Source organism: Pseudomonas sp. W5-01 (genome assembly GCF_046540435.1).
GTDB classification, from domain to species: Bacteria; Pseudomonadota; Gammaproteobacteria; order Pseudomonadales; family Pseudomonadaceae; genus Aquipseudomonas; species Aquipseudomonas graminis_B.
Genome location: NZ_JAXCIP010000003.1, coordinates 602,664 through 628,893, shown reverse-complemented (window position 1 = coordinate 628,893; position 26,230 = coordinate 602,664). Strand labels below are relative to the sequence as shown.

General features: G+C 59.8%; 20 protein-coding genes, 3 tRNA genes and 1 pseudogene. 11 read left to right on the top strand and 13 right to left on the bottom strand.

The window, feature by feature from the left end; genetic code table 11:
- Positions 1 to 221: 221 nt before the first annotated feature.
- Together rnhA and SLW75_RS12835 are read right to left on the bottom strand one after the other, a co-directional pair.
- The gene (rnhA, locus tag SLW75_RS12840) at positions 222 to 674 is read right to left on the bottom strand and encodes a ribonuclease HI (protein WP_065986461.1); all 453 of its coding nucleotides are present in this window, start codon (positions 672 to 674) and stop codon (positions 222 to 224) included.
- A 45-nt stretch (positions 675 to 719) separates the two neighbouring features.
- On the bottom strand, positions 720 to 1,478 hold the full coding sequence (locus SLW75_RS12835) for a class I SAM-dependent methyltransferase (RefSeq protein WP_065986459.1): 759 nt from the start codon (positions 1,476 to 1,478) through the stop codon (positions 720 to 722).
- Between the two features lie 99 nt (positions 1,479 to 1,577).
- On the opposite strand from SLW75_RS12835, the gene gloB reads away from it, so the two are divergent.
- From gloB to fabI, 9 genes and pseudogenes are all read left to right on the top strand, one after another.
- The gene (gene gloB, locus SLW75_RS12830; protein ID WP_410934599.1) at positions 1,578 to 2,357 is read left to right on the top strand and encodes a hydroxyacylglutathione hydrolase; all 780 of its coding nucleotides are present in this window, start codon (positions 1,578 to 1,580) and stop codon (positions 2,355 to 2,357) included.
- 99 nt (positions 2,358 to 2,456) lie between these two features.
- Positions 2,457 to 2,565 (top strand): annotated as a pseudogene (locus SLW75_RS12825) (lytic transglycosylase domain-containing protein); the annotation flags it as partial.
- A 68-nt stretch (positions 2,566 to 2,633) separates the two neighbouring features.
- A complete protein-coding gene (locus tag SLW75_RS12820; RefSeq protein WP_410934683.1) occupies positions 2,634 to 4,070 on the top strand; it encodes a LysM peptidoglycan-binding domain-containing protein in 1,437 nt (478 codons plus the stop codon).
- Positions 4,071 to 4,325: 255 nt separating this feature from the next.
- Positions 4,326 to 6,155, top strand: coding sequence for an extracellular solute-binding protein (locus SLW75_RS12815; protein ID WP_410929297.1), 1,830 nt, complete (start codon positions 4,326 to 4,328; stop codon positions 6,153 to 6,155).
- Positions 6,152 to 8,062: an extracellular solute-binding protein gene (locus tag SLW75_RS12810; protein WP_410934598.1), complete on the top strand. Its 1,911-nt coding sequence runs from the start codon at positions 6,152 to 6,154 to the stop codon at positions 8,060 to 8,062. Before SLW75_RS12815 ends, SLW75_RS12810 begins: the two co-directional genes overlap by 4 nt.
- Position 8,063: 1 nt before the next feature.
- Entirely contained in the window at positions 8,064 to 9,146 is a 1,083-nt protein-coding gene (locus SLW75_RS12805) for a microcin C ABC transporter permease YejB (RefSeq protein ID WP_410934597.1), read from the top strand.
- A gap of 1 nt (position 9,147) precedes the next feature.
- Positions 9,148 to 10,167 carry an ABC transporter permease gene (locus SLW75_RS12800; RefSeq protein WP_410929294.1) on the top strand — a complete coding sequence of 340 codons (1,020 nt, stop codon included), beginning with the start codon at positions 9,148 to 9,150 and terminating at the stop codon, positions 10,165 to 10,167.
- 1 nt (position 10,168) lies between these two features.
- Complete coding sequence (locus SLW75_RS12795; protein WP_065986449.1) at positions 10,169 to 11,779, top strand: ABC transporter ATP-binding protein; 1,611 nt, start codon at positions 10,169 to 10,171, stop codon at positions 11,777 to 11,779.
- Positions 11,780 to 11,798: 19 nt separating this feature from the next.
- Positions 11,799 to 12,593, top strand: a complete 795-nt coding sequence (gene fabI, locus SLW75_RS12790) for an enoyl-ACP reductase FabI (RefSeq protein WP_065986448.1) — start codon at positions 11,799 to 11,801, stop codon at positions 12,591 to 12,593.
- A 948-nt stretch (positions 12,594 to 13,541) separates the two neighbouring features.
- Here the strand turns inward: fabI and SLW75_RS12785 are convergent.
- The 6 genes from SLW75_RS12785 to tig form a co-directional block, all read right to left on the bottom strand.
- Positions 13,542 to 15,416, bottom strand: coding sequence for a SurA N-terminal domain-containing protein (locus tag SLW75_RS12785; RefSeq protein WP_410934596.1), 1,875 nt, complete (start codon positions 15,414 to 15,416; stop codon positions 13,542 to 13,544).
- Between the two features lie 239 nt (positions 15,417 to 15,655).
- Positions 15,656 to 15,928: an HU family DNA-binding protein gene (locus SLW75_RS12780; protein ID WP_065986445.1), complete on the bottom strand. Its 273-nt coding sequence runs from the start codon at positions 15,926 to 15,928 to the stop codon at positions 15,656 to 15,658.
- Positions 15,929 to 16,064: 136 nt separating this feature from the next.
- The gene (lon, locus tag SLW75_RS12775; protein ID WP_410934595.1) at positions 16,065 to 18,461 is read right to left on the bottom strand and encodes an endopeptidase La; all 2,397 of its coding nucleotides are present in this window, start codon (positions 18,459 to 18,461) and stop codon (positions 16,065 to 16,067) included.
- A gap of 201 nt (positions 18,462 to 18,662) precedes the next feature.
- Positions 18,663 to 19,946 (bottom strand): ATP-dependent Clp protease ATP-binding subunit ClpX, encoded by a 1,284-nt coding sequence (gene clpX / locus SLW75_RS12770; RefSeq protein WP_037013640.1) that lies wholly within the window; start codon positions 19,944 to 19,946, stop codon positions 18,663 to 18,665.
- A 115-nt stretch (positions 19,947 to 20,061) separates the two neighbouring features.
- Entirely contained in the window at positions 20,062 to 20,703 is a 642-nt protein-coding gene (gene clpP / locus SLW75_RS12765; protein ID WP_065986441.1) for an ATP-dependent Clp endopeptidase proteolytic subunit ClpP, read from the bottom strand.
- Positions 20,704 to 20,794: 91 nt separating this feature from the next.
- Positions 20,795 to 22,105, bottom strand: coding sequence for a trigger factor (gene tig, locus SLW75_RS12760; protein WP_410934594.1), 1,311 nt, complete (start codon positions 22,103 to 22,105; stop codon positions 20,795 to 20,797).
- 219 nt (positions 22,106 to 22,324) lie between these two features.
- On the opposite strand from tig, the gene SLW75_RS12755 reads away from it, so the two are divergent.
- A complete protein-coding gene (locus tag SLW75_RS12755) occupies positions 22,325 to 22,477 on the top strand; it encodes a hypothetical protein (RefSeq protein WP_410934593.1) in 153 nt (50 codons plus the stop codon).
- 1 nt (position 22,478) lies between these two features.
- On the opposite strand, the gene SLW75_RS12750 is transcribed toward SLW75_RS12755, so the two are convergent.
- The 3 genes from SLW75_RS12750 to SLW75_RS12740 all read right to left on the bottom strand — a co-directional run bounded on the left by SLW75_RS12750 (position 22,479) and on the right by SLW75_RS12740 (position 22,832).
- A tRNA-Leu gene (locus SLW75_RS12750) sits at positions 22,479 to 22,563 on the bottom strand.
- A 57-nt stretch (positions 22,564 to 22,620) separates the two neighbouring features.
- A tRNA-His gene (locus SLW75_RS12745) sits at positions 22,621 to 22,696 on the bottom strand.
- Positions 22,697 to 22,755: 59 nt separating this feature from the next.
- A tRNA-Arg gene (locus SLW75_RS12740) sits at positions 22,756 to 22,832 on the bottom strand.
- Between the two features lie 310 nt (positions 22,833 to 23,142).
- On the opposite strand from SLW75_RS12740, the gene folD reads away from it, so the two are divergent.
- A complete protein-coding gene (gene folD / locus SLW75_RS12735; protein ID WP_133776580.1) occupies positions 23,143 to 23,997 on the top strand; it encodes a bifunctional methylenetetrahydrofolate dehydrogenase/methenyltetrahydrofolate cyclohydrolase FolD in 855 nt (284 codons plus the stop codon).
- 88 nt (positions 23,998 to 24,085) lie between these two features.
- Here the strand turns inward: folD and SLW75_RS12730 are convergent, their stop codons facing one another.
- Together SLW75_RS12730 and SLW75_RS12725 are read right to left on the bottom strand one after the other, a co-directional pair.
- Positions 24,086 to 25,858 carry an ABC transporter substrate-binding protein gene (locus SLW75_RS12730; protein ID WP_410934592.1) on the bottom strand — a complete coding sequence of 591 codons (1,773 nt, stop codon included), beginning with the start codon at positions 25,856 to 25,858 and terminating at the stop codon, positions 24,086 to 24,088.
- Positions 25,859 to 25,955: 97 nt separating this feature from the next.
- Positions 25,956 to 26,228, bottom strand: a complete 273-nt coding sequence (locus SLW75_RS12725; protein WP_065986436.1) for a DUF2160 domain-containing protein — start codon at positions 26,226 to 26,228, stop codon at positions 25,956 to 25,958.
- Positions 26,229 to 26,230 lie beyond the last annotated feature (2 nt).

Sequence of the window (26,230 nt, the reverse complement as noted above, 5' to 3'; positions counted from 1 at the left end):
CTTTTGATCTTCATACGCCAAAGGATCAGTCACCGCCAAACGCGACTTGGGTGCAGGCTGAACGCAGGTCTTGCGTAGTGGGCCGAGCCGCATGGATGCGGCGAGAGCGCCGTCAGGACATGGATGTCCGTTCGGCGCAGGCCCACGGAGCGAGACCGGAGTGAAGGAATCCTGACGAAGGAAGGGCCCAGCCGAGAACAGGCAATAGCGCTCGATGCTACCTAGCCGTGCTTGATACCGCGCACTTCATCCACGCCGCGGTTCGCCAACTGGTCAGCGCGCTCGTTACCCGGATGGCCAATGTGGCCGCGCACCCACTTCCAGCTCACATTGTGCCGGCCGACCTGCTCGTCCAGCTGCTTCCACAGATCGGCGTTTTTTACCGGTTCCTTCGCTGCCGTTTTCCAGCCGCGCTTCTTCCAGTTGACCATCCACTCGGTGATGCCTTTCATCACGTACTGCGAGTCGGTCACCAGGATCACTTCACACGGCCGCTTCAGTTCTTCGAGACCGCGAATGGCGCCCAGCAGCTCCATGCGGTTGTTGGTGGTGTTGGCTTCACCGCCCCAGAGTTCTTTTTCGACGCCTTTGCACACCAGCAACGCGCCCCAGCCGCCGGGGCCCGGGTTGCCCTTGCAGGCGCCATCGGTGAAGAGTTCTACGGTATCGCTCATTACGATGTTTCCAGAAATTGAGAAAGCGTGGCGTCAGCCGGTGAATCAGGGCTCGGGCGTGCGCCGATTGACCTTGGCCATCGGCAGAGGCAGCAGTTTGCCCATGGGCTCGCGGCGCGGCATGCGCACGGGCCGCAGCCCTACACTCATCTTGCGCGCGATCAATAGATAGAAGCCGCCGCCGGGACTTTGCCAGCCATCGCCGAGACGTTCGAGCCCGGCCAGACGAGCCTGCCACTTGGGCGAAGCGAGCGGCGGACGATAGCACCCGAAGCGGCGTTTCTCCAGCGCGAAGCCCAGCAGGTTAAGCCAGTCGCCGACCCGCGATGGCGAGATGCAGCGCGCCCTGCGCAGGGCATCATTGGCGAAGAAATGGCGGATGCCCCAGGTGCTCCAGGGGTTGATCCCGACGATCACCAGATGCCCGCCGGGGCGCACGCTGCTGGCGGCTTCGCGCAACAGGCCGTGGGGCGACAAACAGAAATCCAGACCGTGCTGCATGACCACCACATCCGCGGCGTGCTCGCTCAAAGGCCAGGCCTGCTCTTCGCAGACAATCTCGACGCCCGGCAACGGCGCGCCCAGTCGCACGTTGCGCTGCACTTGCTTCGCCGCCGGCGGCGTTTGCGCCGACGGGCCGTAATGCACCAGATAACCGCCAAAAAAACGCTCAAGCTCTTGCTCCAGCACACGGCTTTCTTCTTCCAGCAACAACTGCCCCAGGGGCCCGGACAGCCAGTCGCGGGCGGCGCTGATCAGCTCAAGCCACTCGGGATCGGCCTGGGCGAACGCTTCATCGGTCATTTCCGGTCTCCATGAGAGGGTCATTGCGATAGAGACTCGCCTCGAGTCTGTTCAGACCCTAAGATGCTTCTCTATGTTTCCAGCCAAGCGAACCGCGCCATGATACAGGTCGATGCCCTGCCCGCTTTCAGCGATAACTACATCTGGTTGTTACAAGACAATGCCGTCAAACGCTGCGCCGTGGTTGACCCGGGTGATGCCGCCCCCGTCATCGCCTGGCTTGAGCGCAACCCGGACTGGCGCCTGACCGACATTCTCATCACCCATCACCACGCCGACCACACCGGCGGCGTCGCGCAACTGAAAACACTCACCGACGCCAAGGTCTACGGCCCGGCCAATGAGAAGATTCCGGCGCGGGACGTGGCCCTGTCCGACAACGATCAGCTCACCGTACTCGGCCTGACATTCAGCGTCCATGCGGTCCCCGGCCACACCCTGGGCCACATCGCCTTTTACCATGCCGACGCACAACAGCCACTGCTGTTCTGCGGCGACACACTGTTCGCCGCCGGTTGCGGCCGCTTGTTCGAAGGCACCCCGCAGCAGATGCATCATTCCCTGAGCCGACTCGCCGAGCTGCCCGACAGCACCCTCGTGTACTGCGCCCACGAGTACACCTTGAGCAATTTGCGCTTCGCCGTGGCGGTTGAACCGGACAACGCCGACGTGCTGAAGCGTTTTGAAGAAGTGACGCAGTGGCGTGCGCAAAATCGTATCAGTGTGCCGTCGACGCTGGCACTGGAGCGCAAGACCAATCCGTTTCTGCGAGCCGCCGTCATCTCCGTGAAACAAAAAGCAGACGAACGGAGCGGAACCCATAACGCGACGGCCACAGAGGTCTTTGCCGTGTTGCGGGCATGGAAAGATAAGTTCTAAACAGGCTGCGAATCAGCACGGAAATTCTGAAAGGTTGACCGTTCACCAGTCACTTTCTAGAATCGCCCGACATTTTCGCCTGGAACTATCCCCCAGCCAATGTCGTCATCTATACGCAAAACCATTAATTCCGACACATTGACTCGGTTGGCCCAGGCAATCGCAGTGGTCGCGAGCGCGACATTGGCAGGCTGCCAGAGCACCGGCGGCCTCGAATCCGGGAACGGCGCCAGCGCCGCCCATCCCGTCGCCAGCACCAAACCAAAACCTGTTTACATCGCACGCAAACCCGTGCCCCTCGCCCCGCCCCATGATGTGTGGGAGCGCATGCGTCAGGGTTTTCAGCTGCAAGACGGCAACGACCTCAACCCACGCATCGATCAGCAACGCCTCTGGTACGCCAACAACCCGTCGTTCCTCGAGACGGCCGGTAACCGCGGCAGCCTGTACATGCACTACATCGTAGAGCGGCTGGAGGAGCGCAACATGCCCCTCGAACTGGCGTTGCTGCCGGTGATCGAGAGCGCGTACAACCCGATGGCCTTGTCGCGCAGCGATGCGGCGGGGATCTGGCAGTTCATTCCGTCCACCGGCCGCTACTTCAACCTGCGTCAAACCAATTTTTACGACGGCCGCCGCGACATCACCGCGTCCACTACCGCAGCGCTGGACTACCTGACCAAGTTGCACGACATGTTCAACGGTGACTGGCTGCTGGCGCTGGCGGCCTATAACGCCGGCGAAGGCACGGTCAGCCGCGCCATCGAACGCAACGAAAAGCTCAACCTGCCCACCGATTACTGGAACCTGCCGCTGCCGCAGGAAACCCGCGATTACGTGCCTAAATTGCTGGCGCTGTCCCAGGTGGTGATGTCGCCCGACGCCTATGGCGTCAACCTCAACCCGATCGACAACAAGCCGTACTTCCAGGTCGTCGAGCTGAATCAGCGCATGGACCTGTCGAAAGTCGCCGCCATGGCGAACATCGACGAGGACGAGCTGGTGCAGCTCAACCCGGCGTTCAAGAAGCGTCTGACCATCGACGGCCCTCAGCACTTGCTGGTGCCGACGTCGAAATCCCAGTTGCTGACCACCAACCTGTCCAACATGAAGCCTGAAGAGCTGGTCGACTGGCAGCAATACCGCGTGCGTCCGGGCGACAGCCTGGCCAGCATCGCCAGCCGCTACAAGGTGTCGACCAGCACCCTCAAGGACATCAACAAGCTGTCCGGCAATCAGGTGAAACGCGGCCAGGCGCTGACGATTCCGGTGCAGCCCGGCATGCAGTACGCGATGCCGGTGTTCGAAGAAGTCGCCGAGGTGGACGAAAAGCCGGCGCGCACCCGCAGCTACAGGGTGAAGAAGGGCGACAACCTGGTGCAGATCGCGCGCATCAACAAGGTCGACGTCAAGGATTTACAGCACTGGAACAAGCTGTCCGGCCAGAACCTCAAGGTCGGCCAGACGCTGGTCATGCAGGACAACAGCAAACCGGCGAAAGCCAGCTCACGCGCCGTGGCCAAGGCTGACAACAGCGCCAGGGGCGAAGACGCCGGCAAGAAGTCGATGCAGTACAAGATCCAGAAAGGCGATTCGATGTACCTCGTCGCCAAGCGCTTCAACGTCGAAATGCAGCACCTCAAGCGCTGGAATCCGCGCAGCGGCCAGGCCCTCAAGCCAGGGCAGACACTGACGGTGTACCTGCCGCACTGATGAGTCGCAGGCAACGCCGATGCTCTTTGTAGGAGCGTGGCTTGTCCCGCGATCGGCGACAAAGTCGTCGTAAAACCTCTGTTCACGATCTGCCAGGCATACCGCACTCTCAGGATTTACTGCCGGTCCCCGGCAGATCGCGGGACAAGCCACGCTCCTACAGATGTTGCGTCAGCCTGACACCTCCGCCCTGCCCTTTTTCCAGCCGATACAAGCTGTTACTGTGACCGACCGCTGCCTGGATCGACCGCCGACTTGATACGTCACCTGCTGCTGACTTTCAGCCTGGTCTTGAGCACGACAGCCGCCGCGACCATCAGCGAAAGCCATGGTTACGCACAATTCGGCGTCCTCAAGTACCCTGCCAGCTTCACGCATTTCGACTGGGTCAATCCTGAGGCGCCGAAGGCTGGCACCCTGCGAATCATGGCCAACGGCACGTTCGACACCCTCAACCCGTACACCTTCAAGGGCAGCAGCCCGATTTCGACGGCCAACTTCGGCCAGTACGGCGTCAGCGAGCTGAACGAACCACTGATGGTCGGCACGGGACAGTACGACCCCTCCGGCGATGAACCCACCTCCAGTTACGGCCTGATCGCCAAAACCGTCGAGTACAGCGACGACCGCAGCTGGGTGGTGTTCAACCTGCGCCCCGAAGCGCGCTTTCACGACGGCAAGCCGATTACCGCCTACGACGTGGCGTTTTCCTATAGAACGTTACTGAAGGACGGTCACCCGCAGTACCGCACGGCGTTGCAGGAAGTGCAGCGCGTGGACATCCTCAACCGCCACCGCATTCGTTTCGTGTTCAAGCGTTCCGGCAACCCATTACTGATTCTGCGCCTCGGCGAACTGCCGGTTCTGCCGCAGCATTACTGGAAGAACCGCGACTTCAAGGCCACCTCCTTCGAGGCCCCGTTGGGCAGCGGCCCCTATCGCATCACCCAGGTGCGGCCGGGGCGCAGCCTGGTGTTCGAGCGGGTGAAGGACTATTGGGGCAAGGACCTGCCGGTCAACCGCGGCAAGTACAACTTCAACCGCGTCGAAGTGGAGTTCTACCGCGACGCCGACGTAGCGTTCGAAGCGTTCAAGGCGGGCGAGTTCGACATCTACATCGAGCATCAGGCGAAGAACTGGCTCACCGGTTATGACTTCCCGGCGGTGACCGAGGGCAAGGTGATCAAGGCGCAGATCCCGCACCAGATCCCCACGCAGACCCAAGGGCTGTTCATGAACACCCGTCGCGGCGCGTTCGCCGACATCCGTGTGCGCGAAGCCCTGGGGCTGATGTTCAACTTCGAGTGGACCAACCGCACGCTGTTCAACGACGCCTATATGCGCTCGACCAGCTACTACCCCAACAGCGAATTCACCTCCAGCGGACTGCCCGCCGGCCGTGAGTTCCTCATGCTCGCGCCCTACCGCGAGCAGTTGCCGGCCAGGCTGTTCACCCAGCCCTTCGCGGTGTCGAAAACCGACGGCGGCGGCGTGCCCCGGGATTCCATTCGCAAGGCGCTGGGGCTGCTGGCCGACGCGGGCTGGACATTCACCGAGCGCGGTTTGACCAACAGCGCCGGGCAGCCGTTGCGTTTCGAAATACTTCTGGTCAATCCCAACCTGGAGCGAATCCTGCAGCCCTACATCGAAGACCTCACGCGGATTGGCGTCGACGCGCACCTGCGCACCGTTGACCGCGCTCAGTACAAACAGCGGCTGGACCAGTTCGATTTCGACATGATTCTGATGACCCTGAACCAGACCCTCAGCCCAGGGCTGGAGCAATGGCAGTATTTCCATTCCAGCCAGGCCACCATCAAAGGCAGCAAAAACTACGCCGGCGTCGCCAACCCGGTGGTCGACAACCTGCTCAACCAGCTGTTGGCCGCGAAGACCCGGGATGATCAGGTGGCGGCGACCCGTGCACTGGATCGCGTGTTGCTGTGGCAGCACTACATGATCCCCAACTGGTACCTCAATAATCACCGTCTGGCGTACCGCAACCGGTTCGCCATGGTCACCACCCCGCCCTATACCCTGGGCCTGCGTGCGTGGTGGCTCAAGCCTTCGGAGAAAACCCAATGACTGCCCTGCGCTCCCTGACCCGCGCCGGCGGCCTGTTTCTGAGCCCGTTCGTGCTGGCCCCGCTGCTGCTGGGCGTAACCTGTGCAACCCAGGCGGCTCCGCAACACGCCATCACCCTGTACAACGAAGCGCCGAAATACCCCGCGGACTTCAAGCATTTCGATTACGTGAACCCGGACGCGCCCAAAGGCGGGATTCTGCGCAGCGCCGGGTTTGGCGGCTTCGACAGCCTCAACCCGTTCATCAGCAAGGGCGTGCCTGCCGACGACATCGGCCTGATCTACGACACCCTTGCCCGCCAGGGCCTGGACGAGCCTTTCACCGAATATGGCCTGATCGCCGGCAAGATCGAAAAAGCCCCGGACAACAGCTGGGTGCGTTTCTACCTGCGTCCCGAAGCGAAATTCAATGACGGCCACCCGGTCCGCGCCGAAGACGTGGTGTTCAGCTTCGAGACCCTGATCAAGGACGGCTCGCCGCTGTACCGCAGTTACTACGCGGACGTTGATCAGGCCGTCGCCGAAAACCCGACCACGGTGCTGTTCAAGTTCAAGCACAACGACAACCGCGAACTGCCGCTGATCCTCGGCCAGCTGCCAGTGCTGCCCAAGCACTGGTGGGCCACCCGCGACTTCAGCAAGGGCAACCTGGAAATCCCGCTGGGCAGCGGGCCGTACAAGGTGGTCGAAGTCAAAGCCGGACGCTCGGTGCGCTACGAGCGGGTCAAGGATTACTGGGGCAAGGACCTGCCAATCAACAAGGGCTTCTACAACTTTGATCGGCTGTCCACCGACTACTACCGCGACAACACGGTGGCCCTCGAAGCTTTAAAAGCCGGTGCTTTCGACTTCTGGCAGGAGATGGCGGCGAAGAACTGGGCGACGGCCTACGACGTTCCGGCGGTCAGAGAGGGCCGTCTGATCAAGGAAGAAATCCCCAACGGCAATCCCCAGGGCATGCAGGGCTTTATCTTCAATCTGCGCAAGCCGATGTTCCAGGACGTGCGCGTGCGTCAGGCCCTCAGCCTGTTGCTCGACTTCGAGTGGACCAACAAGCAGCTGTTCTTCGGCAGCTACACCCGCACCAAAAGCTATTTCGACAATTCCGACATGGGCGCCAAAGGCCTGCCGACGCCTGCCGAGCTGAAGATCCTCGAGCCCCTGCGCGGCAAGCTGCCGGAATCGGTGTTCACCGAGGCATTCAAGCTGCCGGTCACCGATGGCAGCGGCATCATCCGCGAGCAACAGCGCAAGGCGTTCCAGCTGCTCAAGGACGCCGGCTGGAAGATCGTCGGCGACAAGATGGTCGACACCGACGGCAAGCCGGTCACCATCGAGTTTCTGCTCGCCCAGACCGAATTCGAGCGCGTGCTGCTGCCGTACAAACGCAACCTGGCCGACATCGGCATTGATCTGGAAATCCGCCGGGTCGATGTCTCCCAGTACATCACCCGCCGCCGTTCACGGGACTACGACATGATCGTCGGCAGTTTCCCGCAATCCAGTTCGCCGGGTAACGAGCAGCGCGAATACTGGGATTCCTCCGCCGCCGACAAGCCGGGCAGCTACAACGTGATCGGCCTAAAAGACACGGCGATCGACACGCTGGTGAGCGGCTTGATCAACGCCGACTCGCGCCAGAGCCTGATCGACCACACCCGCGCCCTCGACCGCGCGCTGCTGTGGGGCTACTACGTGATCCCGAACTGGCACATCAAGACCTGGCGCGTGGCGTACTGGGATCACCTGGGCCACCCGGGCAAAACCCCGCTCTACGACATCGGCACCGTGACCTGGTGGGTCAAACCCGACGCGACGCCGGCGATTCCCGTGCAGGCCGCGCCCGGCCCAGATCAGCCCGACGCAGCGCAGCCTGAAACAGAGCCATCCAAGGGCACGGAGCAATAGCATGCTGGCCTACATTCTGCGGCGTCTGCTGCTGATCATCCCGACCCTGTTCGGCATTCTGCTGATCAACTTCGTCATCATCCAGGCCGCGCCGGGCGGCCCGGTGGAGCAGATGATCGCCAAGCTCGAAGGCTTCGAAGGCTTCGAAGGCGCCACCAGCCGCATCGCCGGTGGCGGCGCTGAAGTCTCGGTGGCCGGCTCGAACTATCGCGGCGCACAGGGCCTGGACCCGAGCCTGATCAAAGAAATCGAGCACATGTACGGCTTCGACAAATCGGCGCCGGAACGCTTGTGGATCATCGTCAAGAACTACGCACATCTGGATTTCGGCGACAGTTTCTTCCGCGACGCCAAGGTCATCGACCTGATCGTCGAGAAGATGCCGGTGTCGATCTCCCTCGGGCTGTGGAGCACGCTGATCATGTACCTGGTGTCGATCCCCCTGGGGATCGCCAAAGCCACGCGCCATGGCAGCCATTTCGACGTGTGGACCAGCTCGGCGATCATCGTCGGCTACGCCATTCCGGCGTTCCTGTTTGCCATCCTGCTGATCGTGGTGTTCGCCGGCGGCAGTTACTTCGACTGGTTCCCGTTGCGCGGGCTGACGTCGAGCAACTTCGATGAGATGAGCTGGCTGGGCAAAGTGGGCGATTACTTCTGGCACCTGGTGCTGCCGATCACCGCGCTGGTCATCGGCAACTTCGCCACCATGACCCTGCTGACGAAAAACAGCTTTCTCGACGAGATTGGCAAGCAGTACGTGATCACGGCCAAGGCCAAGGGCCTGACCCAGCGCCGGGTGCTCTACGGCCACGTGTTCCGCAACGCCATGCTGCTGGTGATCGCCGGTTTCCCGTCGGCGTTCATTGGCATCTTCTTCACCGGCTCCCTGCTGGTGGAAGTGATCTTCTCCCTCGACGGCCTTGGCCTGATGAGCTTCGAAGCCGCGATCAACCGTGATTACCCGGTGGTGTTCGGCACGCTGTTCATCTTCACCCTGCTGGGGCTGGTGGTGAAACTGATTGGCGACCTGACCTACACGCTGGTCGACCCACGCATCGACTTCGACCGCAGGGATCATTGATATGACGTTGTCCCCCCTCAATCGACGCCGTTTCGAACGCTTCAAGGCCAACAAGCGTGGCTGGTGGTCGTTGTGGCTGTTTCTGATCCTGTTCGGCGCCAGCCTCGGCGCCGAGCTCATCGCCAACGACAAACCCCTGGCGGTGCGCTACGACGGCGAGTGGTACTTCCCGGTGTTCAAGCGCTACCCGGAAACCACCTTCGGCGGTGAATTCCCGCTGGAAGCCAACTACAAGAGCCCGTACATCAAAGAGCTGCTGACGGCCAAAGACGGCTGGACGCTGTGGGCGCCGATCCCGTTCAGCTACCAGAGCATCAACTACGACCTGAAAGTCCCGGCCCCTGCCCCGCCCTCGCGGGACAACCTGCTGGGCACCGACGATCAGGGCCGCGACGTATTGGCGCGGGTGATCTATGGCTTCCGCGTGTCGGTGCTGTTCGCCCTGACGCTGACGATCCTGAGCTCCATCATCGGCGTGATCGCCGGGGCGCTGCAGGGTTTCTACGGCGGCTGGGTCGATCTGATCGGCCAGCGCTTTCTGGAAATCTGGTCCGGGCTGCCGGTGCTGTACCTGTTGATCATCCTCGCCAGCTTCGTGCAGCCCAACTTCTGGTGGCTGCTGGGCATCATGCTGCTGTTCTCGTGGATGAGCCTGGTGGACGTGGTGCGCGCCGAGTTCCTGCGTGGCCGCAACCTGGAATACGTGCGCGCCGCCCGGGCGCTGGGCATGGAAAACGGCGCGATCATGTTCCGCCACATCCTGCCCAACGCGATGGTCTCAACCATGACCTTCATGCCGTTCATCCTCACCGGCGCGATCGGCACGCTGACCGCGCTGGATTTCCTCGGCTTCGGCCTGCCGGCTGGCTCGCCTTCCTTGGGCGAACTGGTGGCGCAAGGTAAATCCAACCTGCAGGCGCCGTGGCTGGGCATCAGTGCCTTCGCCGTGCTGGCGATCATGTTGAGCCTGCTGGTGTTCATCGGCGAATCCGCCCGCGACGCATTCGACCCGAGGAAATGAGATGAATCAGGACAATCTGGTCGAAATCCGCGACCTCTCCGTCGAATTCGTGAACGGCACCAACGTCCAGCGGGTGGTCGAGGGCATCAGCTTCGACATCCGCAAGGGCGAAACCCTGGCGCTGGTCGGAGAAAGCGGATCGGGCAAGTCAGTCACCGCACACTCGATCCTGCGGCTGCTGCCCTACCCGCTCGCGCGTCATCCGACCGGGACGATTCGCTACGCCGGTGATGACCTGCTGACAGTCAGTGAGAAGCGCCTGCGCGGTATTCGCGGCAACCGCATCGCGATGATCTTCCAGGAGCCGATGACGTCGCTGAACCCGCTGCAGTCCATCGAAAAGCAGATCAACGAAGTGCTCGGCCTGCACAAGGGCCTGACCGGCAAGGCCGCGACGCGGCGCACGCTGGAGCTGCTGGATCTGGTGGGCATTCCGGAACCGGCCAAGCGCTTGAAGGCTCTGCCCCACGAGCTATCCGGCGGCCAGCGTCAGCGGGTGATGATTGCCATGGCCCTGGCCAACGAGCCCGAATTGTTGATCGCCGATGAGCCCACCACTGCGCTGGATGTCACGGTGCAGCTGAAAATCCTCGAGCTACTCAAGGAATTGCAGGCCCGGCTGGGCATGGCCTTGCTGCTGATCAGCCATGATTTGAACGTCGTCAGGCAAATTGCCAACCGAGTATGTGTCATGCAGCGCGGTTGCATCGTCGAACAGGCATCGTGCGAAGAGCTGTTTCGCGCGCCGCAGCATCCGTACACCCGTGAACTGCTCAGCGCCGAGCCCAAGGGCGGGCCGGCGAACAACCCGCCGGGCGCGCCGATGCTGGAAGTTGAAGACCTGAGGGTCTGGTTTCCGATCAAGAAAGGCGTGTTCAAGCGCACGGTGGATCACGTCAAGGCGGTCGACGGCATCCATTTCAGTCTGCCCAAGGGCCAGACGCTTGGGATTGTCGGCGAGAGCGGCTCGGGCAAATCGACGCTGGGCCTGGCGATCCTGCGGTTGATTCGCAGCGAAGGCGAGATACGCTTTCACGGGCAATCGCTTAGCGGGATGAATCAGCATCAGGTCAGACCGCTGCGGCGGCAGATGCAGGTGGTGTTTCAGGACCCGTTCGGCAGCCTCAGCCCGCGCATGTCGGTGTGCGATATCGTCGGCGAAGGCCTGCGGATTCATAAGATGGGAACCCCGGTGGAGCAGGAAGCCGCCGTGGTTGAAGCGCTCAAGGAAGTGGGCCTGGATCCGGCCACCCGGCACCGCTACCCCCACGAGTTTTCAGGGGGACAGCGGCAAAGGATCGCCATTGCCCGGGCATTAGTGTTAAAACCGGCGCTGATTTTGCTGGACGAGCCGACATCGGCCCTCGACCGCACCGTTCAGCGTCAAGTGGTGGAGCTGTTACGCTCCCTGCAAACCAAGTACAACCTGACGTATTTGTTCATCAGCCATGACTTGGCGGTGGTCAAGGCGTTAAGCCACCAACTGATGGTGGTCAAGCAAGGCCAAGTGGTCGAACAGGGTGTGGCAGAAGACATCTTCGCCGCACCGCAACATCCTTATACACAGCAGCTGCTGGAGGCCGCCTTCTTGGCGCCGGCAGCTGTCGATTAACCTGAAGAGGAACAAAACAATGGGTTTTCTCGCCGGTAAGCGCGTCCTGATCGTCGGTGTCGCCAGCAAATTGTCCATCGCATCCGGTATCGCTGCCGCCATGCACCGTGAAGGCGCAGAGCTTGCTTTCACCTATCAGAACGAAAAACTCAAGAAGCGCGTCGAGGAATTCGCCGAGGGCTGGGGTTCGAACGCCGACCTGTGCTTCCCTTGCGACGTCGCCAGCGACGAAGAAATCGCCAAGGTCTTCGAAGAACTGAGCAAAAAGTGGGACGGCCTGGACTGCATCGTGCACTCCGTTGGCTTCGCGCCGGGCGACCAACTGGACGGTGATTTCACCCAAGCCACCACACGTGAAGGTTTCCGTATCGCTCACGACATCAGCGCCTACAGCTTCGTGGCCCTGGCCAAAGCCGGCCGCGACCTGATGAAGGGCCGCAACGGCAGCCTGCTGACCCTGTCGTACCTGGGTGCCGAGCGCACCATGCCGAACTACAACGTGATGGGCATGGCCAAGGCCAGCCTTGAAGCCGGCGTCCGTTACCTGGCCCGCAGCCTCGGCCCGGACGGTACCCGTGTCAACGCGGTATCGGCTGGCCCGATCCGTACCCTCGCCGCTTCGGGTATCTCCAACTTCCGCAAGATGCTGGCGGCCAACGAGGCGCAGACTCCATTGCGTCGCAACGTGACCATTGAAGAAGTGGGTAACGCTGGCGCTTTCTTGTGCTCTGACCTGGCGTCCGGTGTCAGTGGCGAGATCATGTACGTCGACGGTGGTTTCAACACCACGGCGATGGGTGATCTGGAAGGTTGAGGGTTGCTTGCCCCTTTTCAGAGTGATGACGCTCTGAAGCCTGGTGCACGACCTGTAAGCGCCGGCTAGCTGGCGAAAGCGGTGGATCAGACGGCCCTGTGGCTGGATGATCTGCCGTTTTTTTTCGCCTTGGGTTTCTTTGGTGAGATCGGCCCTGGAGTAGCGTGATAATTCCAGGCCGCGGGTGGCGCTGACAGGGTTCTGCCAGAGGCAGACGCTCTTGATCTTGGTACAGTCAGCCGCGGGCAGACCCGGGGACAGATTAATTTACGGTGAAGCGTTGTAAATAAATCAGTCCCCTTTCACACCCTTTCACAAAAAGTGGCTGCTCCCGGTTTGGCCCGACTTCGTCGGGTTCCGGGGTGTCCGGGCTACCGCGTATAAGATCAAGATCAACAGCAAAAGCTTCCCGGCTAAAGCCGGTCCTACCAAGAAATCGCATGCATCCAGTGGGACTGGCGCCGACTGTAGGACCGGCTTTAGCCGGGAAGCTGTTGATCTGCTTTAGCTCTGCTTTTGATCTTCATACACACAAAGCTCAATCACCGCCAATCGCGACTTGGGTGCAGGCTGAACGCAGGTCTCGCGGAGTGGGCCGAGCCGCATGGATGCGGCGAGAGCGCCGTCAGGACATGGATGTCCGTTCGGCGCGGGCCCACGGAGCGAGACCGGAGTGAAGGAACCCCGAGGAACGAGGGGCCTAACTAGGAGCAAGCACCCTTGGTTACTTGGGGTGCTTTTCCAAGTAACTCGCCGAAGGCGAAATGTCTGCCGTGAGGCAGACGCTCTTGATCTTGGTACAGTCAGCCGCGCCGCAGACCCGGGGACAGATTAATTTACGGTGAAGCGTTGTAAATAAATCAGTCCCCTTTCACACCCTTTCACAAGACACAAAAAAGCCCCGATTCTCGCGAATCGGGGCTTTCTGTTAACAGCTTCCTGCGTCGATCAATACTTCTCGATCTTCGCCGCTGCTTCCAACTGCTTACGGTAGGCCGCGAAATCCTGCTGACCCTCACGGGACGACAGGAAACGACGGTACTGGCTCTTCTCCTCATCCGACGCCGGCGCCGCCTGATTCACGCCATTCAGACGCACAATCACAAAGCTGCCATCCGCCGCTGTCAGGCTGCCATAAACCGGCTTGTCCTTGCCTTCCGGCTTCGGCATACGGAATACAGCCTGCAGCACCTGAGGATCGACACCCTCCTGGCTGCGTGAGGCCGCTTCCACGACCTTCCAGCTCTGACCTTCCTGCTTGGTCGCCGCATACGGCACTTTACCGTCACGCAGGCCTCCCAGCAGCGCCTCACCCTTGGTCTTCACCGCATCGCTGGCATGCTCCTTCGCCAGTTGCGCACGAATCGGCGCCGATACCGCTTCCAACGGCAACTGCTCAGGCTGACGGTGCTCTTTGACATGCACCACCACCACGGTCTCGGGATCCAGCTCCAGCGCGGAACTGTTGGAACCCTCTTCCATCACTTCCGGGCTGAAAGCCGCCTGAATCACCGCACGGTTGGCTGCAACGCCTTCGCCACCCTCGCGACCGAACGGCGCAGTGGTCTGCACTTTCAGTCCCAGATCCTGAGCAGGCTGCGACAGATCCGACGCTTCGAACGCCGCGTCTTCCAGTTTCTTGCTCGCATCGACAAACTTCTGCTCGACCTGCTGAGACTTCAGGTCGTGGGTCAGCTTGTCTTTCAGGCTGGCGAACGTCGGCACCGACGGTGCTTCAACGCCCAGCAGCTTGATCAAGTGCCAGCCGAACTGACTGCGAACAGGTGCGGACACCTGATCCTTGTTCAGCGCGTACAGCGCGTCTTCGAAGGCCGGGTCATAGACCCCCTTGCCGGCGTAGCCCAAGTCACCGCCCTTGGTCGACGAGCCCGGATCCTGGGAGAACTCCTTGGCCAGCGCAGCGAAATCTTCGCCCTTGGCCACACGCTGCTGGATTTCCTCAATCTTGGCTTTCGCCTGAGCGTCCGTGGTCTTGTCGTTGACTTCGATCAGGATGTGGGCCGCACGGCGCTGCTCGGCCAGGTTGGAGACCTCTTTCTGATACGCCGCCTGCAGGTCTTCGTCCTTCACCGACACTTTGTCGAAGAAGGAGGACTTCTTCAGTTCGATGTAGTCGAGGACCACTTGCTCAGGACTCAGAAACTCTTTGGCGTGCTGATCGTAGTGCGCCTTGATCTCGTCGTCGGTGACTTTCACGCTCGACGGATCGGCCGGCAGGGTCAGCGTCGCGAAATCCCGGGTCTGTTTTTCCAGACGGGCGAATGCGTCGACTTGGGCGTCAGTGACGAATGCACTGCCGCCGATACCGGCACGAATCTGGCCGATCAGCATTTCCTGGCCCAGGATATGGCGGAACTGCAGACGGGAATAGCCGAGCTGGCGAATGACCTGATCGAAGCGATCAGCACTGAATTTACCGTCGACCTGAAATTCAGGGGTCAGCAGCATCTGCTGGTCCAGCGCAGCTTCGGAGAAACCGAACTTGGAATCAGCGGCGCCCTGCAACAGCAGCTTGCGGTCGATCAAGCCCTTGAGGGCCGAGTCACGCAACATCTTTTCGTTGAGCATTGCAGGATCGAAATCCTTGCCCAGCTGTTGCATCAGCTGACGGCGTTGCATTTCAACCGCTTGACCCAGTTCAGCCTGGGTGACTTCTTCGCCATTCACCTTCGCAGCATCCTGCGAGTGGCTGGTTGCGCGGAAGATGGCATCGAACCCGGTCAGGGCCATCAGAGCGATGATGACCCCGATGATGGTTTTGGCAATCCAGCCCTGTGAATTGTCCCTGATATTCTGCAGCATGTATCCCCCAGAGGGTTGTACTCGACTCACCAGGCTGCTGCACACGGTAACGCGGAGCGTGGGTTGAATCCGGATAGAAGAAAGGCGCATCGGAGGATGCGCCTTCTCGTAACTTGCAAAGCGGACGGGGTTCGATGTGCGTTCCCCGAGTGACAGTCCAGCGCTTGACCAACCGCACTTGCCGCTTCACGCCCTGAACAGAGATAACGCTGTCCTGGGCGGGCAAAGTAAAAAGAAACTTAGTTGACGGCTTCTTTCAGAGCTTTACCGGCTTTGAAACCTGGTTTCTTGGCCGCTGGAATTTCCAGGGTTTTACCGGTCTGAGGGTTACGGCCGGTACGGGCAGGACGATCAGTGACAGAGAACGTGCCGAAGCCTACCAGTACAACAGAGTCGCCACCCTTGAGAGCGCCAGTGACGGATTCGATTACAGCGTCCAGCGCACGGCCGGCAGCAGCTTTCGGGATGTCAGCGGATGCGGCGATGGCATCAATCAGTTCCGACTTGTTCACTCTAAGTCCCCTTATGTATTTGAGTATTTCTAAGTTTTTTTTGGTGTAACAAAACGAACACTGAGCGGCCTGAACAGGCTTGAAGAGCCGCTTTATAGCAAGGGCTCCAAAAACCTGTCAAGGAAGGCCTCCCAGACTAATGCGTGCTGATCCTCTCCTTGGCGTCAGACTCGCGCTTTTCATCCTTGGCAACCATCTCGGGAGCCACGTCCGGCAAGGGCTCTGGCGCGTATTGCAGCGCAATTTGCAAGACCTCGTCAATCCATTTAACCGGTTTGATCTGCAGGTCGGCCTTGATGTTGTCAGGGATCTCCTTCAGATCGCGAACGTTCTCCTCGGGGATAATCACTGTCTTGATGCCACCACGGTGAGCAGCCAGCAATTTCTCCTTGAGACCGCCGATTGCCAGCACCTGTCCACGGAGGGTGATTTCACCCGTCATGGCCACGTCGGCGCGAACCGGAATCCCGGTCAGGGCGGACACCAGCGCCGTGCACATGCCTACGCCTGCGCTCGGGCCGTCTTTTGGCGTCGCACCTTCCGGCATATGGATGTGCGTGTCGCGCTTCTCGTGGAAGTCCAGAGGGATGCCCAGGCTCTTCGCACGGCTGCGCACAACGGTCAGCGCGGCAGTGATCGACTCGACCATCACATCGCCCAGCGAACCGGTCTTGATCAGTTGACCCTTGCCCGGAACGACCGCCGCTTCGATGGTCAGCAGCTCGCCACCCACCTGCGTCCACGCCAGACCGGTCACCTGACCGACCTGATCCTGCTGCTCGGCGAGGCCATAACGGAATTTGCGCACACCCAGGAAGTTCTCGAGCATGTCCGCGGTCACGGTCACGGAGAAACGCTTCTCGTGGGCGTGTTCCTTGACCGCTTTACGGCACACCTTGGCGATCTGACGCTCGAGGCTACGTACGCCCGCTTCACGGGTGTAGTAACGGATGATGTCGCGAATCGCCTCGACTTCGAACTCGACCTCGCCTTTCTTCAAGCCGTTGGCAGCGATCTGCTTGGGCGAGAGGTACTTGGTGGCGATGTTGATCTTCTCGTCTTCGGTGTAGCCGGGCAGACGAATCACTTCCATACGGTCAAGAAGCGCCGGTGGAATGTTCATCGAGTTGGCGGTGCACAGGAACATTACGTCGGACAGGTCGTAGTCGACTTCCAGGTAATGGTCGTTGAAGTTGTGGTTTTGCTCGGGGTCGAGCACTTCCAGCAATGCCGACGCCGGGTCACCGCGCATGTCACTGCCCATCTTGTCGATTTCATCGAGCAGGAACAGCGGGTTGCGCACACCAACCTTGGTCATTTTCTGGATCAGACGACCAGGCATGGAACCGATGTAGGTGCGACGGTGGCCGCGAATTTCAGCTTCATCGCGCACGCCGCCCAGCGCCATACGGACGAACTTGCGGTTGGTGGCGTGGGCGATCGACTCGGCTAGCGAGGTTTTACCCACGCCAGGAGGCCCGACCAGGCACAACACCGGGCCGCGAATCTTCTTCACGCGCTTTTGAACGGCGAGGTATTCGAGGATCCGCTCTTTGACTTCGTCCAGGCCGTAGTGGTCGGCGTCGAGAATATCCTCGGCGCGGGCGAGGTCCAGACGGACCTTGCTCTGAGCCTTCCACGGCACCTGGACGAGCCAGTCGATATAGGAACGAACGACAGTGGCCTCAGCAGACATCGGCGACATCTGCTTGAGCTTGTTCAGCTCTGCGGTGGCCTTGGTCATCGCGTCTTTGGGCAGACCGGCGGCATCGATGCGCTTTTTCAGCTCTTCGATTTCGTTGTGGCCTTCTTCGCTGTCGCCGAGCTCCTTCTGAATGGCCTTCATCTGCTCATTCAGGTAGTACTCGCGCTGACTGCGCTCCATCTGTTTTTTCACGCGACCGCGGATGCGCTTCTCGACCTGCAGCAAGTCAATTTCGGCATCCAGCAACGCCAGCAAGTGTTCGACACGGGCCGACAGGTCAATGATCTCGAGGATTTCCTGCTTCTGTTCGATCTTCAGCGCCATGTGGGCAGCCATGGTGTCGACCAGACGACCCGGCTCATCGATGCTGTTGAGGGAGGAAAGCACTTCCGCCGGGACTTTTTTGCCCAGTTGGACGTACTGTTCGAACTGAGCCAGCAGGCTGCGGACGAAGACCTCGGATTCACGATCCGGCGCGTCCACTTCATCGATCAGCGCGACTTCGGCGCGGCAATGGCCGTCGACCTCGATGAAGCGCTCGACCGAGCCACGCTGCTCGCCTTCAACCAGAACCTTCACAGTGCCATCCGGCAGCTTCAGCAGCTGCAGCACGGTGGCGACGGTGCCAACGTTGTACAGCGCGTCTTCACCGGGATCGTCGTCGGCCGGGTTGCGTTGCGCCAGCAGCAGGATTTGCTTGTCGCCGGTCATTGCCGCTTCAAGGGCCTCGATCGACTTCTCGCGCCCCACAAACAGCGGGATAACCATATGCGGGTAAACCACAACATCGCGCAGTGGCAAAAGAGGCAGTTCAATGGTCGTCTTCATGATTTCGCCTCTACGGCGGCCTTCAGGCCATGGACAGATATAAATAAGCTGAAAATCAAGATGGGGGTTGAACCTTAAAAAAACAAGCGCCGCTTTGAGTTAAAGCGAAAGGACTCTGAAACGCGGGCCGGACTTGAGGGAAACGCGAAAAGGGCCCGAGGGCCCTTTTCGTTTCCAGTCGCCCGGTGCGTTGCCAGCAGGCTACGCGTCCGGTGCCGCCTTGGCAGGTGGCTCACTGTTTTCATAAATCAACAGCGGCTTGGAGGTGCCCTCGATCACGCTCTCATCGATCACCACCTTGCTCACGTCGGATTGCGACGGGATCTCGTACATGGTGTCGAGCAGAACGCCCTCGAGGATGGAGCGCAGACCGCGAGCACCGGTCTTGCGCTCAAGCGCACGACGGGCAACCGATTTCAACGCATCCGGGCGGAACTCGAGGTCCACGCCTTCCATTTCGAACAATTTGCCGTATTGCTTGGTCAGCGCGTTCTTCGGTTCGGTCAGAATCTGCATCAGCGCAGCTTCGTCCAGCTCGTCCAGCGTCGCCAGTACAGGCAGACGACCCACGAATTCCGGGATCAGACCGAACTTGACCAGATCGTCAGGCTCGACTTCACGCAGGGATTCACCGACCTTCTTGCCCTCTTCCTTGCTGCGCACTTCGGCGTTGAAGCCGATGCCGCCTTTGGTGGAGCGATTCTGGATGACCTTTTCCAGGCCAGAGAACGCACCGCCGCAGATGAAGAGGATATTGCGCGTGTCCACCTGCAGGAATTCCTGTTGTGGGTGCTTGCGACCACCTTGAGGCGGAACGGAAGCCACGGTGCCTTCAATCAGCTTCAGCAAGGCCTGCTGCACGCCCTCGCCCGACACATCACGGGTGATGGAAGGGTTGTCGGACTTGCGCGAAATCTTGTCGATCTCGTCGATGTAGACGATACCCATCTGGGCCTTTTCGACATCGTAATCGCACTTCTGCAACAGCTTCTGAATGATGTTCTCGACGTCCTCACCCACATAACCAGCTTCGGTCAGGGTGGTGGCGTCGGCGATGGTGAAAGGAACGTTGAGCAAACGAGCCAGCGTTTCCGCCAGCAGGGTCTTGCCGGAGCCCGTCGGGCCGATCAGCAGGATGTTGCTCTTGCCCAGTTCAACGTCGTCGTTTTTCTTGTCGCGCTGGTTCAGTCGCTTGTAGTGGTTGTAAACCGCTACTGCGAGAACCTTTTTGGCACGCTCCTGACCAATGACGTACTGGTCAAGGATGCCGCTGATTTCTTTAGGCGATGGCAATTTATGCGCGCTGCTTTCGGCCTGTGCTTCCTGCACCTCCTCGCGGATGATGTCGTTGCACAGGTCGACGCACTCGTCACAAACAAATACCGAGGGGCCGGCAATCAACTTGCGCACTTCATGCTGGCTTTTGCCGCAGAAGGAGCAATAAAGCAGTTTGCCGTTGTCCTCGCCGTTGCGGGTGTCAGTCATTCGATCGATCCAATCCGGTAGGCTTGCAACACAAGATGAAGGCAATTGCTCGATTTTTCAAGTCCGCAGGCGGCATGGAAGTACCGACCGCCCGGGATCATTGCCCTTCACGCAGTCATTTGGTCATTTGACGCCGATCGATGACCGAGTCCACCAGACCGTATTCGGCAGCGCGTTCTGCGCTCATGAAATTGTCGCGGTTGGTGTCGCGTTCGATCGTTTCGAGCGACTGGCCGGTGTGGTGCGCCAGCAGTTCGTTCAGACGTTGACGGATGAACAGGATTTCCCGTGCGTGGATGTCGATGTCCGACGCCTGGCCCTGAAAACCGCCCAACGGCTGGTGAATCATGACCCGGGAGTTCGGCAGTGCGAAACGCTTGCCCTTGGCGCCACCGGCCAACAGGAAAGCGCCCATGCTGCAGGCCTGGCCCATGACGGTCGTGGAAACGTCAGGCTTGATGAACTGCATGGTGTCGTAGATCGCCATGCCCGCAGTCACCGAACCGCCTGGGGAGTTGATGTAAAGATGGATGTCCTTGTCCGGGTTTTCCGCTTCAAGGAACAGCAGCTGCGCCGAGATGAGGTTGGCCATGTAGTCTTCAACCGGACCGACCAGGAAGATGACGCGCTCCTTGAGCAGGCGGGAGTAGATGTCATAGGCGCGCTCGCCACGGGCGGACTGCTCGATAACCATCGGGACCAGGCCGCCAGCGGCCTGGATGTCAGAGTTCTGCTGAATATAAGAATTGCGGGACATGTCTCGCATTCACTCCCAAATAGTCATGTCTTGAATACGCATAAGCCAGCGCGAAGGCTGGCTTATGGTGTTTTCGAACGAGAGAAGGAAATCAGTCGGCTTGTGGAGCTTCAACCGGCTTGACTGCCTCTTCGTACGAGACCGCTTTATCGGTCACGCTCGCTTTCTGCAAAACAGTATCCACAACTTGTTCTTCCAGCACAACCGAACGAACTTCGTTCATTTGCTGTTCGTTCTTGTAGTACCAGGCCACAACCTGCTCTGGCTCCTGGTAAGCGGAAGCCATTTCCTGAATCAGCTCGCGAACGCGGGTGTCGTCAGGCTTGAGGTCGAACTGCTTGACGACTTCAGCCACGATCAGACCCAGTTCAACGCGGCGCTTGGCCTGCTCTTCGAACAGCTCTGCCGGCAGTTGGTCAGGCTTGATGTTGCCGCCGAACTGCTGAACAGCCTGGACGCGCAGGCGGTTCACTTCGTTTTCCAGCAGCGCTTTAGGCACTTCGATCGGGTTGGCGGCCAGCAGACCGTCCATTACCTGATTCTTGACCTTGGACTTGATGGCCTGACGCAGCTCGCGCTCCATGTTCTTGCGAACTTCGGTGCGGAAGCCTTCGATGTTGGTTTCCTTGATGCCGAACTGCTTGAAGAACGTTTCGTTCAGCTCAGGCAGGGTCGGTGCCGACACAGTATTGACAGTGACGGTGAACTCGGCGGTTTTGCCAGCCAGCTCCAGATTCTGATAATCCTCTGGGAAGGTCAGGCTCAGAACGCGCTCTTCGCCGGCTTTGGCGCCAACCAGACCGTCTTCGAAACCCGGGATCATGCGACCCGAACCCAGCACCAGCTGAGTACCGGTGGCCGAACCGCCAGCGAATGCTTCACCGTCGATCTTGCCAACGAAGTCGATGTTCAGCTGGTCTTCGTTTTGCGCAGCGCGGTCGGCTACTTCGAAGCTGACATTCTGCTTGCGCAGGATTTCCAGCATGTTGTCCAGATCGGAATCAGCGACGTCAGCCGACAGACGCTCGACGGAAATGGAGTCGAAACCGGCAACGGTGAATTCAGGGAACACTTCGAAAGTAGCGATGTACTCGAGGTCCTTGCCCTTTTCGAAGGTTTTTGGCTCGACGGAAGGTGCGCCAGCCGGGTTCAGCTTTTGCTCGACGACTGCTTCGTAGAAGGTCGCCTGGATAAGGTCGCCCAGTGCGTCTTGACGAGCACCGTCTTCGTAACGCTGGCGGATCACGCTCATAGGCACTTTGCCTGGGCGGAAGCCCGGGATCTTGGCTTTACGTGCGGTCTGCTGCAGACGCTTGTTGACTTCAGTCTCGATGCGCTCAGCGGGCACGCCAATGGTCATGCGGCGCTCGAGAGCGGAAGTGTTTTCAACAGAAACTTGCATGGATATTCCTCGTTGCACAGACGTTAGCCGGCCGTTTCCGACCCCAGAATCAAGGGCAAGCATTCTAGTGGGTCAAACTCAAGAAGTCACCCTACTGAACAAGGGTAAATAAAGTGGCATGCAGCCCGGGAATCGCAGACGAATGTTTCAGCCCGCGCGAGGTGTCTGGAACGCACCTGATACGCCCCTATATAAAGGAAGCAAAAGGACGACCGAAACATGATCCAGTCCCTGGAAGCACACCGGACGAGCCCCATGTCCTGGACCCATCAAGCTCGCACCGCGTTAAAAAGCAGTACGCTGAAACAAAAAAAGCCGCACAAGGCGGCCTTCTTTCATCCCTCAACACCCGAGGTGTTGCGAGACCTGTAACTGGTGCGGACGGAGAGACTCGAACTCTCACACCTTTCGGCGCTGGAACCTAAATCCAGTGTGTCTACCAATTCCACCACATCCGCGTTTTAAAGCGCTTAAAGCAAAGGCGCCAGATTATGAATCTGGCGCCTTTTCGAATATGGGGTGGACGAAGGGGATCGAACCCTCGACAACGGGAGTCACAATCCCGTGCTCTACCAACTGAGCTACGCCCACCATATTGCGTTGTAACCGACGCATTCAACTTGAATGCTACTTGTGCCAAAGCTGCCTAATGGCGCACCCGGCAGGACTCGAACCTGCGACCATCCGCTTAGAAGGCGGATGCTCTATCCAGCTGAGCTACGGGCACTTATTTCATTTGCCTTCGTAAGACTGCAAATTAAGAGCTTTCAATCACGCTGAGCAGATCTTAACTCTACCTGACTTATTCAACCTTTCGACCTGATTTGCCGCTTCCGGCTAATCCTGTGTGGGGTTGTGCCCGACAAGTGCGACGAATCTTATAGACGGCCCAAAAGGTCGTCAACACTTTTTTCAAAAAAATTCAGTTAATTAAAGGGGTTAGCTTATTAAGCGGACCAACCGTCTTTGCCCTTGGGTCAGGTCATGCGAGAATGCGCGCTCTTTTTCCCTCCCCTTCCGATGGTTAATCACGCGTAATGACTGCAAAACTAATAGACGGCAAAGCGATCGCAGCCAACCTGCGCCAGCAGATCGCCCAACGAGTCGCCCAGCGTCGCGAGCAAGGCCTGCGCACGCCGGGCCTCGCGGTGATTCTGGTCGGCAGCGACCCCGCCTCTCAGGTTTACGTCTCGCACAAACGCAAAGACTGCGAAGAGGTCGGCTTCATCTCCCAGGCCTATGACCTGCCCAGTGAAACCACCCAGACCGAACTGACTGATCTGATTGATCGTCTCAACGACGATCCGGCCATCGACGGCATCCTGCTGCAACTGCCGCTGCCCGAGCATCTGGAATCTTCCAGCCTCCTGGAGCGCATCCGCCCGGATAAAGACGTCGATGGCTTCCACCCCTACAACGTAGGGCGACTGGCCCAGCGCATTCCACTGCTGCGGCCCTGCACCCCCAAGGGCATCATGACCCTGCTGGAAAGCACCGGTGTCGATCTGTACGGCAAGGACGCGGTCGTGGTGGGCGCTTCCAACATCGTCGGTCGTCCGATGGCGATGGAGCTGCTGCTGGCGGGCTGCACCGTGACCGTAACCCATCGCTTCACTCAGGACCTGGCCGGACACGTGGGCCGTGCCGATCTGGTGGTCGTGGCGGCGGGCAAGCCGGGCCTGGTCAAGGGCGAGTGGATCAAGGAAGGCGCGATCGTTATCGACGTCGGCATCAACCGTCAGGATGACGGCAAGCTGGTGGGTGATGTGGTGTACGAGACCGCCCTGCCCCGCGCCGGCTGGATCACGCCAGTGCCAGGCGGCGTTGGCCCTATGACCCGCGCCTGCCTGCTGGAAAACACACTGTACGCGGCAGAAACGCTGCACGGCTGATCATTCAAGCCGGCGCATCAAGACGCGCACATGAAAAACGGCACCCGAGGGTGCCGTTTTTTATGGGCTGAACGTGGAACCGTGCAGCTTACTTCTTGGCCGCTTCCCAGCTCTTCAAGAGGTCGGAGTAAGCGATGGTTTCGCCCTTCGGCTTCTCGTTGGCCAGTTTGCGCTGCGGTGCGAGGAAGGCACCGTTGCTCTTCTCGGCTTTGGTGTACCACTCTTCCGCCGAGGTTTCCGGGTTCATCTTCGGCGCGCAACCGCTTGGTTCCTGAACCTTGGAGCGCTCGATGCGGGTCATGATTGCATCCTGATCCTTGGCCAGACCGTCGAGAGCCGCCTGCGCGGTTTTCTCGCCGGTAACGGCTTCAGCCACATGACTCCACCACAGCTGTGCCAGCTTCGGATAGTCCGGAACGTTGGTGCCGGTTGGCGACCATTGCACGCGGGCCGGGCTGCGATAGAACTCGACCAGACCACCGAGTTTCGGCGCCAGGGCGGTCATCTCTTTGGAGTTGATGTCCGATTCACGAATCGGCGTCAGGCCCACGATGGTTTTCTTCAGCGAGACGGATTTCGACGTCACGAACTGCGCGTAAAGCCAGGCGGCCAGGCGTTTCTTCTCCTCGGTGGACTTGAGGAAGGTCCAGGAGCCCACGTCTTGGTAACCCAGCTTCATGCCCTCTTTCCAGTAAGGGCCTTTTGGCGATGGAGCCATGCGCCATTTCGGCGTGCCGTCGGCATTCATGACCGGCAGACCCGGCTTGGTCATGTCGGCGGTGAAAGCGGTGTACCAGAAGATCTGCTGAGCAACGTTACCCTGGGACGGCACCGGGCCGGATTCGGAGAACGTCATGCCTGCCGCTTCAGGCGGCGCGTAGGCCTTGAGCCAGTCGATGTACTTCTGAGTGGCGTACACAGCGGCCGGGCCATTGGTGTCGCCGCCGCGGGTAATGCTCGAACCGACCGGGTGGCAGTCCTCTACGCGGATACCCCACTCGTCGACCGGAAGACCGTTCGGCAAGCCTTTGTCGCCGCTGCCGGCCATGGAGAACCAGGCATCGGTGAAGCGCCAGCCCAGGGACGGGTCTTTCTTGCCGTAGTCCATGTGACCGTAGACTTTCTTGCCGTCGAGTTCCTTGACGTCTTCGCTGAAGAACTTGGCGATGTCTTCATAGGCCGACCAATTCACCGGAACGCCCAGCTCGTAGCCGTATTTGGCCTTGAATTTCTCTTTCAGGTCAGGACGGTCAAACCAGTCAGCACGGAACCAGTACAGGTTGGCAAATTGCTGGTCAGGCAGTTGGTAAAGCTTGCCGTCCGGCGCGGTGGTAAAGGACGTACCGATGAAGTCCTTGAGGTCAAGCGTCGGAGAAGTGACTTTCGCCCCTTCCGGGCTGGCCATCAGGTCTGTCAGAGACATCGCCTTGCCGTAGCGGAAGTGCGTACCGATCAGGTCGGAGTCGTTCACCCAGCCGTCATAGATACTCTGGTTGGACTGCATGGCGGTCTGCAGTTTCTCGATCACGTCGCCTTCCTGCAGCAGGTCGTGGGTGACCTTGATGCCGGTGATTTCGGTGAACGCCTTGGCCAGGGTTTTGGATTCGTATTCATGGGTGGTCAAGGTTTCGGACACCACCTTGATGTCCATGCCGCGGAACGGCTCGGCGGCCTTGATGAACCACTCCAGTTCCTTGAGCTTATCGGCATCGGAGAGCGTGCTCGGCTTGAACTCGCTGTCGGCCCATTTCTTCGCCGCATCCTCGTACTGATCGGCCCAAGCCGACACGCTCAAGCCACTGAGCATTACCATCGTCGCTACCGTCACACTATGTCGCAGCTTGTTTTTCTTATTGAACATAGACACCTCTTGTGTTGATTCTTATGTGATCCCGCGTTTCAACCTTCGTCATTCGTTCGCGGCACAAGCGCGTCTGCGCTTGCACCGTCAAAACCTTTCAACCCCAACGCATCACCACCAACAGCCAGACCAGGGACAACCCGGAGGCCACCCAGATATCCCAGCTCGTCGCGCCGATGACCAGCAGATGCAGGTAAGCGCTTCCGAGCAGGCCGATGAACAGACGATCGCCGCGCGTGGTGGCAATCGGCAGAAAACCGCGACGCTCAATACTCGCCGAACGCAGTTCCCAGGCCGTCATCGCCACCAGAATCGCGGCGATGGACGCAAAGAAAATAGCAGTTGGCAGGGTCCAGGACATCCACTCCATTT

What these genes read in the sequence shown, in the direction of transcription:
- rnhA (WP_065986461.1), bottom strand. Translation starts at nt 674, where the DNA reads ATGAGCGATACCGTAGAACTCTTCACCGATGGCGCCTGCAAGGGCAAC.
- SLW75_RS12835 (WP_065986459.1), bottom strand. Translation starts at nt 1,478, where the DNA reads ATGACCGATGAAGCGTTCGCCCAGGCCGATCCCGAGTGGCTTGAGCTG.
- gloB (WP_410934599.1), top strand. Translation starts at nt 1,578, where the DNA reads ATGATACAGGTCGATGCCCTGCCCGCTTTCAGCGATAACTACATCTGG.
- SLW75_RS12810 (WP_410934598.1), top strand. Translation starts at nt 6,152, where the DNA reads ATGACTGCCCTGCGCTCCCTGACCCGCGCCGGCGGCCTGTTTCTGAGC.
- SLW75_RS12805 (WP_410934597.1), top strand. Translation starts at nt 8,064, where the DNA reads ATGCTGGCCTACATTCTGCGGCGTCTGCTGCTGATCATCCCGACCCTG.
- SLW75_RS12800 (WP_410929294.1), top strand. Translation starts at nt 9,148, where the DNA reads ATGACGTTGTCCCCCCTCAATCGACGCCGTTTCGAACGCTTCAAGGCC.
- SLW75_RS12795 (WP_065986449.1), top strand. Translation starts at nt 10,169, where the DNA reads ATGAATCAGGACAATCTGGTCGAAATCCGCGACCTCTCCGTCGAATTC.
- fabI (WP_065986448.1), top strand. Translation starts at nt 11,799, where the DNA reads ATGGGTTTTCTCGCCGGTAAGCGCGTCCTGATCGTCGGTGTCGCCAGC.
- SLW75_RS12785 (WP_410934596.1), bottom strand. Translation starts at nt 15,416, where the DNA reads ATGCTGCAGAATATCAGGGACAATTCACAGGGCTGGATTGCCAAAACC.
- lon (WP_410934595.1), bottom strand. Translation starts at nt 18,461, where the DNA reads ATGAAGACGACCATTGAACTGCCTCTTTTGCCACTGCGCGATGTTGTG.
- clpX (WP_037013640.1), bottom strand. Translation starts at nt 19,946, where the DNA reads ATGACTGACACCCGCAACGGCGAGGACAACGGCAAACTGCTTTATTGC.
- clpP (WP_065986441.1), bottom strand. Translation starts at nt 20,703, where the DNA reads ATGTCCCGCAATTCTTATATTCAGCAGAACTCTGACATCCAGGCCGCT.
- tig (WP_410934594.1), bottom strand. Translation starts at nt 22,105, where the DNA reads ATGCAAGTTTCTGTTGAAAACACTTCCGCTCTCGAGCGCCGCATGACC.
- SLW75_RS12755 (WP_410934593.1), top strand. Translation starts at nt 22,325, where the DNA reads ATGATCCAGTCCCTGGAAGCACACCGGACGAGCCCCATGTCCTGGACC.
- folD (WP_133776580.1), top strand. Translation starts at nt 23,143, where the DNA reads ATGACTGCAAAACTAATAGACGGCAAAGCGATCGCAGCCAACCTGCGC.
- SLW75_RS12730 (WP_410934592.1), bottom strand. Translation starts at nt 25,858, where the DNA reads ATGTTCAATAAGAAAAACAAGCTGCGACATAGTGTGACGGTAGCGACG.
- SLW75_RS12725 (WP_065986436.1), bottom strand. Translation starts at nt 26,228, where the DNA reads ATGGAGTGGATGTCCTGGACCCTGCCAACTGCTATTTTCTTTGCGTCC.